The 11,280-nt window shown below is 63.3% G+C and carries 10 protein-coding genes; all 10 read left to right on the top strand.

Annotated features, from left to right (window positions below; all coding sequences use genetic code 11):
* Positions 1-143 precede the first annotated feature (143 nt).
* Complete coding sequence (locus tag MEBOL_RS08800; RefSeq protein WP_095976996.1) at positions 144-1,241, top strand: phage major capsid protein; 1,098 nt, start codon at positions 144-146, stop codon at positions 1,239-1,241.
* A gap of 646 nt (positions 1,242-1,887) precedes the next feature.
* Positions 1,888-2,487, top strand: a complete 600-nt coding sequence (locus MEBOL_RS08790; RefSeq protein WP_170115472.1) for a hypothetical protein — start codon at positions 1,888-1,890, stop codon at positions 2,485-2,487.
* A 22-nt stretch (positions 2,488-2,509) separates the two neighbouring features.
* A complete protein-coding gene (locus MEBOL_RS08785) occupies positions 2,510-3,646 on the top strand; it encodes a protein kinase domain-containing protein (protein ID WP_095976994.1) in 1,137 nt (378 codons plus the stop codon).
* Positions 3,647-3,651: 5 nt separating this feature from the next.
* A complete protein-coding gene (locus MEBOL_RS08780) occupies positions 3,652-4,092 on the top strand; it encodes a helix-turn-helix domain-containing protein (RefSeq protein ID WP_095976993.1) in 441 nt (146 codons plus the stop codon).
* 37 nt (positions 4,093-4,129) lie between these two features.
* On the top strand, positions 4,130-4,492 hold the full coding sequence (locus MEBOL_RS08775; protein ID WP_095976992.1) for a helix-turn-helix domain-containing protein: 363 nt from the start codon (positions 4,130-4,132) through the stop codon (positions 4,490-4,492).
* 153 nt (positions 4,493-4,645) lie between these two features.
* A complete protein-coding gene (locus MEBOL_RS08770) occupies positions 4,646-6,757 on the top strand; it encodes a serine/threonine protein kinase (protein ID WP_095976991.1) in 2,112 nt (703 codons plus the stop codon).
* A 32-nt stretch (positions 6,758-6,789) separates the two neighbouring features.
* A complete protein-coding gene (locus MEBOL_RS08765; RefSeq protein WP_095976990.1) occupies positions 6,790-7,740 on the top strand; it encodes a DUF2381 family protein in 951 nt (316 codons plus the stop codon).
* A complete protein-coding gene (locus MEBOL_RS44035) occupies positions 7,741-8,211 on the top strand; it encodes a DUF5953 family protein (RefSeq protein WP_425437604.1) in 471 nt (156 codons plus the stop codon).
* The gene (locus MEBOL_RS08755; RefSeq protein ID WP_095976988.1) at positions 8,211-9,311 is read left to right on the top strand and encodes a GTP pyrophosphokinase; all 1,101 of its coding nucleotides are present in this window, start codon (positions 8,211-8,213) and stop codon (positions 9,309-9,311) included. Before MEBOL_RS44035 ends, MEBOL_RS08755 begins: the two co-directional genes overlap by 1 nt.
* A gap of 1,834 nt (positions 9,312-11,145) precedes the next feature.
* Positions 11,146-11,277: a transposase gene (locus MEBOL_RS42270; protein ID WP_157774829.1), complete on the top strand. Its 132-nt coding sequence runs from the start codon at positions 11,146-11,148 to the stop codon at positions 11,275-11,277.
* Positions 11,278-11,280: the final 3 nt, after the last annotated feature.

Below are 11,280 nucleotides of genomic sequence, written 5' to 3'. Positions count from 1 at the left end.
GCCCGAGCCGGGCGAGCCGTCGTCTGACGATACGCCAACGGAAGACGACGAGGACACAGACAAGCCGAAGAACTTCGATGCCGACGAGGCCGCGAAGCAATTCGTCGAGGCGTTCAAGCAACACATCCGAGGAGTGTAAATAGATGAATCGCCAGCAGATCACAGAGATGGTCAAGGCACTTGGTCCGGAGGTCGCGCGGGAGCTGGTCGATGCCGCATCCCGAAGCGCGCCCGGACGCATGGGTAGAGGCAGGGCGACGCACGAAGGCAGCGTCTACGCGAGCGTCGCGAACTTTGGCGCGTTCACGAAGAGCGTCATCGCCGTGGGTCGCCGCACGGGCACGGGCGAGCTGCTCGAAGCCGCGAAGCACTTCGGCAATGCCGACACGCAGAAGGCTGTGCAGCTCAGCAAGTTCGATTCGGCTGGCGTGCTCGTGCCCATCCAGCAGAGCGGCGAATTGATCGAGTTCCTGCGGCCCGAGGCGGCCCTGCTCAAGCTCGGCGTGCGAACCCAGCCGTTCAAGGGCGAGTTGCACATGGGCAGGCAGACCGGGACTTCTGTCTTCAAGTGGGTTGGCGAGGGGGAGACTGTCCCGAGGAGCGCGCCGAAGTACGGGAAGCTCGTGCTCAAGGCGCACAAGGGGATGGTTCTCACCGACATCAGCAACGATCTCCTGCGCACTCCCGGGGTGGGCGACGCTGGTGTCGGCGAAGACATCCGCGCGACGGTCGCGGATGGTCTGGACGAAGCCGGGTTCAACGGCGACGGGACCGGCGCGGCTCCGAAGGGGCTCTTCGCTCAGCTCGACCCCACGCAGGTCTTCGCGAGCACGGGCACGACCGCCGCGGCCTACCTCGCCGACATCGACAAGGCGGTAGAGCTGCCGCTGACCGCGCATGTTCGCATGGGCACTGCGGCGTGGGTCATTCACCCGACCCGGGCGACCGCGCTGATGCAGCTCAAGGACACGGGCATCTTCATCTTCCGTCAGGAGATGCTCGACAAGGGCACGATCCGGGGCTTCCCCTTCGTGATGACGACGCGGGTGCCCGTGAACCGGATCGTCTACTCGTCCGACTGGCGGCAATTCATCTACGGCATCGATGAGGATCTGATCCTCTCCGAGCACGACACCCGCGCCGAGCACGACGAGACGACCATCCGCGCAATCGTGAAGGGCGACTTCAAGCTGCGCCAGCCGAAGGCGTTCAGCTCGATCACCTACTCACCCGAGGGGTGACACCGGGGCAGCCGTCGCGGGTTTCTGGGAGAGTTTCGCCCGCGACAGCAGCTCGGGATCGAGTGGGGTGCCCGAGAAAGCACAGCCGCTCAAGCGCGGTCGTCTGCGGCTGCTGCACGGCCACCAGATCGGGCGCCACCTGCCGAAGCACCACGCCGCAAAGGTGGCTGACAAGTGGGGTGCCCCCGGTCTCACCGTGGCGTTTGGGCACTCGCATCGGCCCAGGATGCACGTCAGGGGGAGCGTTGAGGGGAACTGCCGAGCCGTCGCGGTCGGGGCAGGCCGCACGCTGGATCCCGACTGGATGCAGGGGGCACCCGGCTGCCTGGGAAAACGAGCTGCTCGTCGCCTACCTGCTGCCCTCGGGGCATGTGGCCGCCTACAGCGTGCCGCTTATCGACGGCGCGTTCGTGTGGGCCGGCAAGGTGTACCGCTGACCCATTCCGAGGCGGCCACGCTCTTTGACAATTGCATACATGTAGGGAACCTTTTTGTACTGATTTCCACGACTCGGGCCTAATCGTGCAATCCGTGCATTATATGTTTCGTATATGTTCGGAAGTCCTGGGCTTCCCCTGATCACATGGCTGTGTTACCTATCCGGGCGTTTCGCCGTCTCACTAACTACCGCGCTGGAGGTGCCCCCATGCTGAGCGAACCGCGTTCGCCTCGGAGGTGGATTCGTGTTGCCTGTCTTTCGGTTCGTCCCCCGCTGAGCTTGCTTGCATTGCTGGCGGTGCTCGCGTCCGGCCCGGTCGCGTGCGCGAGCCGCCCGCCCCCGGAGGCCCTTGCCGCTACCCGTGACACGCTGGCGGGCCTGGACGAGTTCGGCGCGCTGCTGCTGGGGGCCGGGCTGCCTGTTGAAGCCATCCCCCAGGGGCGCAGCGTGTCGCCTGTGCAGGCCGAGCGGCTGCGTCGGCACCTCGCGATCCTGCCTTACCTGCCGCAGCACTACACGCCCCGTTTCGTTGCCGACGAGCTGCTGCGCTACGTCGAGCAGCACGGACAAGGGCTGTCCCGCTGGGACCTGAGCCGGATGGTGCAGGAGTACCGAAGCCTTTTCCTTCTCCGGCAGGATGGCTTCCTCGCGGCAGCACTCACCGGCGAGCCCGCGCGATGGGTTGGCCGGGTAGAGGTTCGCGACCACGGGGCAGGCGCGGCTGAGTTTGAAATGGGCGTGTTCTACACGAGCGCAGACGGCGAGAGCTGGCGACGTGCGGACAGCCCCAACCTCGACAGGCTGTAGGGCTTCGTAAGGAGATCACAACATGGCGGACAGCTCCGGCCCGCGTCTTATCTTCGAATTCGAGGGCTTCAAATACGAGGTTTACGACACCCAGGTTCAAAACCGGGACTACGACACGCTTCTTCTTGCTTGGAGGAAACCCATCAGCGAAAGCGGGGGCCGTCGCTCAAGGGTCATTCTCAAGCCTGTGCAGGTGCCCTCAGACCGTGAGAGGAGCGAGCGGGTTTGGGAAGAGGTGCAGATCGCGTCGCACCTGGAGCACCCGGGCATCGCCAAGGTTTACGGCTTCGCTTTCCATGGCGACACCTCCTATGTGGTCATGGAGCATTTGCGCGGTTGCTATCTCCTCACCGCGATGGATTTCGCGTTGCTGGTGGAGCGCCGTTTGTCGTCCGCATTTGCGGCATACGTCGCGGCGGAAGTAGCGGGTGCGCTTGCTTACGCTCACGGGCGCATTAGCAGCGAAGGCCAGCCGATGCACATCGTCCATCGCGCAGTGGGTCCCATGCGAATCCGTCTCGGGTTTGATGGGCGCGTCAAGCTCGTGAATTTCGGTGCTGCGTACTCGGAGCTGCGCGACCGTTTGAAGACCCCGCCCGGCCTGCTGCGTGGCGACCCGGCCTACTGTGCGCCCGAGGTTCTGCGAGCTGCGATGGAGTCCACCGGGGGCCGACCCGACCCGCTTATCGGGGGAGCGATTGACGGCAGAGCGGACGTGTTCTCGCTCGGGCTCGTGCTGCTGGAAATGCTGCTGGCCGAATACCCGCTCGACCCGACTGATGCCCCTGTGGAGGGTGCCCCGGTCGGGTTCTCATTCCCTGTGCGTGCCGAGCGGACCGCACAGCTAAGCCTGGACGTGTTGGCTTACCGGCTGCTGCGCTTTGCCCCTTCCGAAGCGGAACGTCGGCTTGCGTTCGCGCCCGGTCCTTTGCGGTCCATTGTCCGGCGTGCGCTTCAGCCGGATCCCCGCGAGCGTTGTACTGCCGCCGAGATGCGCGAAGAGCTGCTCGTCTACCTGGGGACCGTAGAGCCGCCGGTTCTCGCCGAAGAGATCGCGGCAGAGCTGAAGGCGATTTTCGAGGCTGCCGCGAGGGTCAAGCGGCTGACGGCAAACCCCATCGAGCGAACGGCGCTGTCGCCGGACGAGCAGGGAGACTAGCGCCAATGAAGCGGAAGCCAGGTAAAACCACCGAGGCCGAGAGGGAGCGGGCGAGGACTGAGTTAAGCATTCAGATCGGGAAGGCGGCGCGGGAAGCTCGTCTAAAGTTGAAACTGACACAGGCGGATGTGGCTGAGCGTGTCAATCTTAGCGGGGAGGTGTATGGAAAGCTGGAACGTGGTGCCATGCTTCCGAGCGCTCCAACGCTCATCAAGCTCCGTACCGCTCTGGGGGTTTCCGCTGACTATTTGATGGGGCTTGCCGCTGACGCGCATCCGGAAGGCTTACGGGTTGCCCCGGCAACCGATGAAGAAATGAGCCCAGAGGTTAGGCGGTTGCTGCGGTTGATGCGAACGATGGATGACGAGCAGCTCGACATCCTCAAAGGGACGGCGGCAGGGTTTGTCAGGCTCAAGAAAAGACGGGAGCAGCCTCCTACAGCGTGATAAGGCACAGGACGTCGCCACCTGAGAGGGACACCGCATGGAAGATGACCTTCTACAAAAGAGACTCGGCGAGGCAGCCCGAACGGCACGCGAGGGGCTCGGGCTCACTCAGGCCCAAGTGGCTGATGCGGCAAAGATGAGCCCGGCCGTGTATGGGCGCATTGAGCGCGGCGGGATGATGCCTAGCGTTCCGGCGCTGCGAAGGCTCGCGGTCGCGTTGGGTGTTTCCCCGGCTGTGCTCCTGGATATGAGCGCGCGAGAGGTGCCTACCACTGACAAGGATCTGTCACCGGAGACTCGGAAGGCTGTCGGGCTCATGCGGACGTGGCCGGAGTCCAAGGTCGCGGTTGGGGTCGGTCTGCTGCGCGTGCTGGACGCTGCCCCGATGCGCGAGAAATAGGCCCGTCTCGGATTAGGGACTGGGGCGGTGGGTGGGCGGCGGGTATGGAGCGGCGTCGACCTTGGAGGGGCCCACCTGCCGCCCCGGTCCCGCTGTCTGAGCCGCATCCCTGCGGTTATGCTACGCTCCCCCATCTAGGAGGTGAGGTAGAGCGTGGGACTGACACTCAGGCACCCGAACATCGGCGACATGATCGGGGACTACAAGATCGTGGGGTTCTTGGGCGCGGGGGGCCTCGGGATCGTCTACAAGGTCGAGCGCGGGGGTAGCTTCTTTGCGTTGAAGCTTCTCTTGGTTTCCACGCTGGACGGCAGGGGCAAGCGTGAGATCGGCATTCTCATTCACCTGGAGAACCCCGGCGTCGTCCGCTACGTGGGCTCGGACTTCTGGCCCGACCCGGTTATCGGCCATCCCTATATCGTGATGGAATTCGTGCCGGGCGACACGCTCTTTGCGTTTGCCTACAGCCAAAACCCATCGGCGCGGAAGGCGACGCGCATCGTTTTGGAAGTGGCGGTAACGCTCGGGGAGGTACACGCGGCGGGCGTGTTTCACCGTGACGTGAAGCCTGAGAACATTCTCATTCGGGAAGGAAGCGAGCGCCCCATCCTGATTGATTTCGGGATTGGTTCGCTTGTCAGCGCCCCGACTGTCACCGGCTCGCAGCTCCCACCGGGGACAGAGGAATTCCGATCCCCCGAGCAGATCCGCTTCAAACGAGCCAACCCTGACGGCGCGGGTCAATACGAGTACAGCACGGCCGACGAGATGTGGGCGTTGGGCGTCGCCTATTACTGGCTGCTGACGGATGAGCTGCCCTTTGGCGAGGCCACGGATCCGGGTGGGCTGGATGGACTGCGCGAGCGCATTTTGACGCATAGGCCGTATGCACCCCACGTCGTCAATCCGCGCGTGCCGCTGGCAGCCTCGCTGCTGTGCATGAGGATGCTTGCTGAGCGACCGGAGGATCGTTTCCCGCTGGTTGCGACGTTGTGCTCGGCTTTGAATGAGTCCCTGTCCAACGCTGAGAACGACGCCACCTGGGATCCGCCGCTCGGGGACCCGGACGATCCGCAGCTCACAACCACGGTCGGCGATCCGGAACGGCAGGAGGCGAGCGAGCAGCGGCGCGCGTTTCTAAGGCTGAGGAAGCAACGCCCCCGGCGCGGGCGGCCCCTGCCGAAAAGGGACCGGGTGTTCTTGCTGCCCGAGCAGATGGCAGGCCCCCCGCCCCCGGCCGCAGCCGCAGCCGCACACCCGGACGAGATCCCCAGGGTTGACGCACCGGGCGCAGCTCCGCCCCCGGCAGAGCGCGAGGTGCCCGTTCCGAGCGCCCCGGTGCCGCCAGCTCGCGAACTCGAGCCCGCCGCCGCCGCTCCCCAGCCCCGCCGCGCCGCGTGGCGCCTGGGGCTCGCTGGGGCCGTGCTGCTGGTGTCCGTCGTTGTCCTGTCCGTGGGCGCGAACCTGGGGGGACCTGGCTCTTCAAACCGCACCAGCGAGGCCCGGCCCGAGCTGCCGCTACCGTCCACGTCCCCCGCCACCAGCGCAACCGATGCAGGCGTGCGCGGTCGTGAAGTGGCGTCCGATGCAAAGGCGCTGGAATCTCTCCCCGGAGGAGACGCGGCACCCGTTGGGGCTCAACTTCCCGCGTCTACCGCTAACGCCATGCTTCGCACGTCCGCTCACACGCCCAAGAACGAAACGCCGAAAACGCAGACGCAAGGCGCAGGGTTCCGCTTGCCGGTGAAACCCGCAGCCGTGGCGGTCTGTGCGCTGCTCGACGGGGGATGCACCGCGCCCGCTTCCCAGGTGCGCAACGAGCCCCCCGCGATTACCTGCCCCCAGGATTGGCGGAAAACCCACGAGCGGTTCAACGTCACTGGCCGCGACGAGACCGCCACGGTCAAAGGGTACAAGGGAGAGGCCGGAGAGGCGGCCAGGGTGAAGGATGGCCCCGCTACCCTCCAAACCGGCATCTACGGTTTCGTGGGCAATCTACCTGCCGGGAGCCTGCTACTTGGACAGTGGAAGCTCGGAGACAACCGCCTTTTCGGCACCTTCACCGAGGCGAAGATTCCAGGCGTTGGGACTCTTCCTGTGTGTTTGGTTGCTGGCCTGGATGGCAACACGCTCTACATGGACGAGCACGGCAAGCGTTTTGAATGCCCCCCCGGCTTCGGCGTGTGCCTCACTCCCGGAAGCACGCCCGGCAACGCCAAGACACCTACGCGCGTTTTCCTCATTGAGCCTGTCGGGCAGCCCTAATCCTTGCCGTGCCCTTTGGAGGTTGAGTTTCCGTGCTGCCCCCCTCTCCCGGTGCCGTCCTGCTGGCCGCTCTGCTCGCTGGCGCTGCGCAAGCCGCAGAACCGCACCCCGTCCCCCGCTGCGCAGCGACGGCGCGTTTTGACTTGGCCGCAGGCTCCCCGGAGGGAGCGCCGGAAGTGTGCGCGAGCGCAGACGAGACGACGACCTTCGTCTTTGACTCCCGCGTCGCTGTGGGGACAGTGGAGTTTCAGCCAGGGGGCCGCCTCGCGGATTGGGCACTCGGGCAAGACGGGCTGAGTCTCTACGCCACTCCCAAGGGGGATTATCTGCCAGGGGAGCGCGTCAAGGTGACGGTGCGCTTCGCGGATGGCGCGGCACCGGCGAGCGCGAGCTTTTGGCTCGTGGGCCATGCGGCAAAGGGGACGCGCCGGGTGTACGTGTTCCGGCAGCCGCGCCCGCCCGACGTGTGCGGGAAAGAGCGTGACGAAGCACAGGCCGAAGCGCGCCAGTGCCAGGAGGACAAGGCGCGGCTTCTGGCCGAGCGTCAGGAGCCGGGCGGGCTCATGGGGGTGGCATGGCTGGAGGGGGCCGGGGTCGTGGGGTCCGACAAGCTTGGCTTACTGACGGTGCCGCCAGCCAACGCGCTCATACTGAAGGGGGCCTGGAGCTACAGCTACACGCCCACGGGCGAGAGCCGCCCGGCAAGCGTAGCTGTACGGTTGGGCCTACTTAACCCCGGCGCTGAGCCCTGGACGCTGGTGGGGGCGGCACTGGTGGACTCGACGGGTGAGCAGGTGGAGCTTGCCCAGTGGCAAGAGGCGCCCATTCCCGCGAATGGGGCCGGTGCCGTCGTGGTGGGCATCGAGGGGAAGCCCGTGCAGCTCGGCTGCCCCTGTAAGCTCAAGCTCTGGGAGGCAGGCGGGCCGCGCACCGTCACCCTTGAGAACGTCACCTTCCCCGAGGGGAAAGCGAAGGGGCCCTGAGTGCGGCCAGCGCGAGCCGTGCCAACCTCAACTCAAGGGGCCGAGGCTGCCGTGTGCCGCTCCCGTCCCCATCGCGAGCCGCCGCGCCACTGGGCCCCCCCCGGCGCGCTCCAGGTGCGCGCCTCACTGTTCCCAGCGGCCCGGGAAGGCGGGTGCGTGCAACCCGATGCGCCGCTCGACCTGGACAACCCTGCGCACCTAGACGCGCTTAAACGGGCCTACGAGCGCTTCCCGGAGATCGGCGGGCGCTCGGCTCGGGCTCTCTGCCCGGATTCTCTCCACGACCACCAAGGCAAGTGCTACCTACCCGCCTTCAGCGCGAAGCCATCGCCACCTTTCCGCTCTTCTCATTCCCACCGCGTGTCGTGCCGGGTCTCGTCGCTCAAGTTCTTTGACACCCTCTCGGGGCACGGGCGGATTGCTGCACCTTTTCTGGACGACTCCAATGCTTCCTATAATCTAGATCTCTAATGGAACAAAGCAAAATTGACGAGATACTTAGACAATACGACGAGAAGACTGGATCTCTCCGGCTTTTTGCTGATCGGACTCGCCTGCTCATCGAAGAGATTCTCCTCGCGAACAAGCTAGTCGCTCACTCCATCAACTGTCGTGTCAAGGAGCGAGACAGTCTAGCGAAGAAGTTCGCCCGCCCAGGCAAATCATACGGAAGCCTGGACGACATAACGGATATTGTAGGAATTAGAGTTATCACCTATTTCGCAGATGACGTGGATATTGTTGCAAAATTGATCGAGCAGGAATTCGAAATTGATCGCACGAACTCAGTCGACAAGCGCTCCTTGATCGATCCTGCTCGGTTCGGTTATTTGTCATTACACTACGTGTTGGGGTTGTCTGCCAACCGACGTAATATGGCAGAATACAAGCGTCTTCCCAACATAAAAGCTGAAGTGCAAGTACGCTCGATCTTGCAGCACGCCTGGGCTGAAATCGAGCACGACCTCGGATACAAGACAAGCCTTGAGGTACCCGCCAAAATTAGAAGGAGATTCTCTCGGTTGGCCGGGCTTCTAGAATTAGCGGATGAGGAGTTCAAGACGATACGGCAAGAGCTTGCGCGTTATGAGGAGGACGTTCTTGCGAGGATCAAGCAAGAACCGGCCGAGATCGAAATTAATAAAGTTTCGCTGGGCATATTCTTTAATGGCAATGAGCATGTCAAGGCGATTGACGAGCAGATCATGGCCTGTGTCGGTGCCAAGGTTCGATATGAACATTCTGACGTAAGCTTGGGACGGGAGGTGGATGTTCTTAGTGCATTTGGTGCTCGGACGATTCAACAGTTGGAGTCGGCGCTCACAACCAATAGCGATGTGGTAGTTAGTTTTGCTGAGCACTGGATGGAGAATGATAAACACGATCGCCTAGTGGCGGGGATCTCCGTGTTCTATCTCTTGTATGTGCTCACTGCCCAGACGGGAGAGACGAGCAGGGTGGAGATGTTCCTCAACCTAGAGAATATTGAAGAATCGGAGGACCGCCCCGATATCGCCCGCCGAGTCTTGGATGTATACAAGAGTGTATCGAAAAAAAAGGGCAAGGCCTGAGATGCCTGTACATAGGCGAAGTCAAGTCACATCCGAGATGAGTTCCGTCCGTTTGCCTTCGTCGCAGCGACTTTCGAGTGACCCGAAGCATTATCCCACCCGCAGCAAATTCTAAATTCTCCGCCTCACCTTGCGTGGGTGGAGGCAAAGCCTCGAAGCGCACGATCCTCTCCTGCGGCGCGAAGACGCCGTCCGGGGCCCTGCTAGAAGTAACCTGCCGTCAACGCTCCCCCCTCGCCATCATTCGCCGTTGCTCGTCGATGAGGTCATCGATGGCGTCCCAATATGAGGGATGGCGCACTTTTACGATCTTGTGCCGCGTAAGGCCCAAATTCGTAAACGTCTGCATTAGCTGGTCACTGAGCGGCTTGGTGCATCCATCAAGAATGAGGAGTGGACGATAGCGGCGGAGTCGAATACCAAAGTTTTGCTCGATCACTCGCAGACCGAACAATTGTTTCCACACGACTGTTCTGATGTGTGCCTTTAGCCCGTCACGGCGACTCGCATAAAGTCGATGAAGCGAGGTTTGGAGCGGCACCGGGTTACAGAGCGTGAGGGGCACTTCTGTGAGTGCGGGTACGACGGCGCGTCTCATGTTCTGGATGCACGCTAGCAAGTCCGGGAGGAATGAGAGATTGGCGCGCTTGCCCCACAGCGGTTCTCGAGGCCTGAATGTCCCAATCCGGCCTTGCCGACGAGTCTGGTGCTCATATTCGTCTCGATGGGGCGATTCCAGTAGCAGTACGATTCCGCGCCGGTCAGGGGGATGCTCCGTAGAGACGAATGTGCGGCCGTCGTACTGGAGGGTTACATCTGGGACGATGGCCGCGTCGCAGAACTGATCGTCCGGTACATATAGATGCTCACCTTGATACAAAGAGGGGTGTAACCCCTCCCACTCTGGATGGTCGTCTGCAAAACACAGGCCCGTTTGATGACCGAATACATCCACTGGAAGGTAAATAAACATGGTAGAGGGCATCCACTGTAAGTCGCAGGGTAAGCGTGCCGCTATGCAAATACCGGCGACTGTGACGCTCAATAGGGATGGCTCCCTGTTGAGGGGGAGGGAGGATGCAGAGGGGCCGAGGAGGGCCGCTGACGGGTGCCATCCGGGCTGTGCGCGGGGCCCGGAGTAGAGGCCATGCAGCCCCTTGGGACGCACGTCGGCTCAGGCCGCCCTCCCACGAGGGCCCGGCAGGAGTCGGGGGGTTGTGGGCAACTGCTGCTTGAGGCTCAACACCACGCACTCTGTGGGGCACTCGTTCCGGAGTCAGCTGAGCAGGTTGCCAGCCATACCTCGCCAGGGCACACGCTACCGCTATGCTCCCACGGACCTCTTGTGAGCCCCGGTAGACCGGGGAACTCTGGTCGCTCGCGTCCATGAGCGGCTTTACCCTGTTGGGCTGCATGTACCCTCAGTGTGCCCCTCCAGCGTGGTTCGAGGCGGAACACGGGGGAACGGCGTGGGACGGGACGGGATGACGAACCCGAGGAGAATCAAGGCGATAGCGGGTAACAGCGCGTCCTGCTTAGGGTTTTCCATCGCCTGATTCACGGGTTCGATTCCCGCCGCTTCCACTAGAGGTTGCCCGCCGCCTTGAGTCGAACCCACTCCTAAAAAGGAGGCACGGCTCGCATCAGGGGACCAAATCGGTTCTTGTCGGACCAAATTTGGACCAAATCCCGAGTATAGGCGGGAGGAGGGCCCTGTGGAGGGTGAGGGAGGGAGCGGAGGGGGAGGGGAAGGCCGCGGAGGGGGGCCGCCAGGGCTGTGCGCCGGGCCGGTGGAGAGGCGGTGCAGCCCTCTTCAGGCACACGTAGAAAGCCGGTGGATGACCGCAAGGCCCTTGAGGGCATCGTCTTCGCCCAGAAGACGGGCGTGCCCTGGGCCGCGATGTCGGCCACTTGCGCCTGGCCCAGCGGCGTCACCTTCTGGTGCAGGCTGACGCAGTGGCACTAACGC

The organism is Melittangium boletus DSM 14713, from assembly GCF_002305855.1.
GTDB classification, from domain to species: Bacteria; Myxococcota; Myxococcia; order Myxococcales; family Myxococcaceae; genus Cystobacter; species Cystobacter boletus.
The sequence above is the reverse complement of the archived record's forward strand: the minus strand, read 5'-3'. Positions and strand labels throughout refer to the sequence as shown.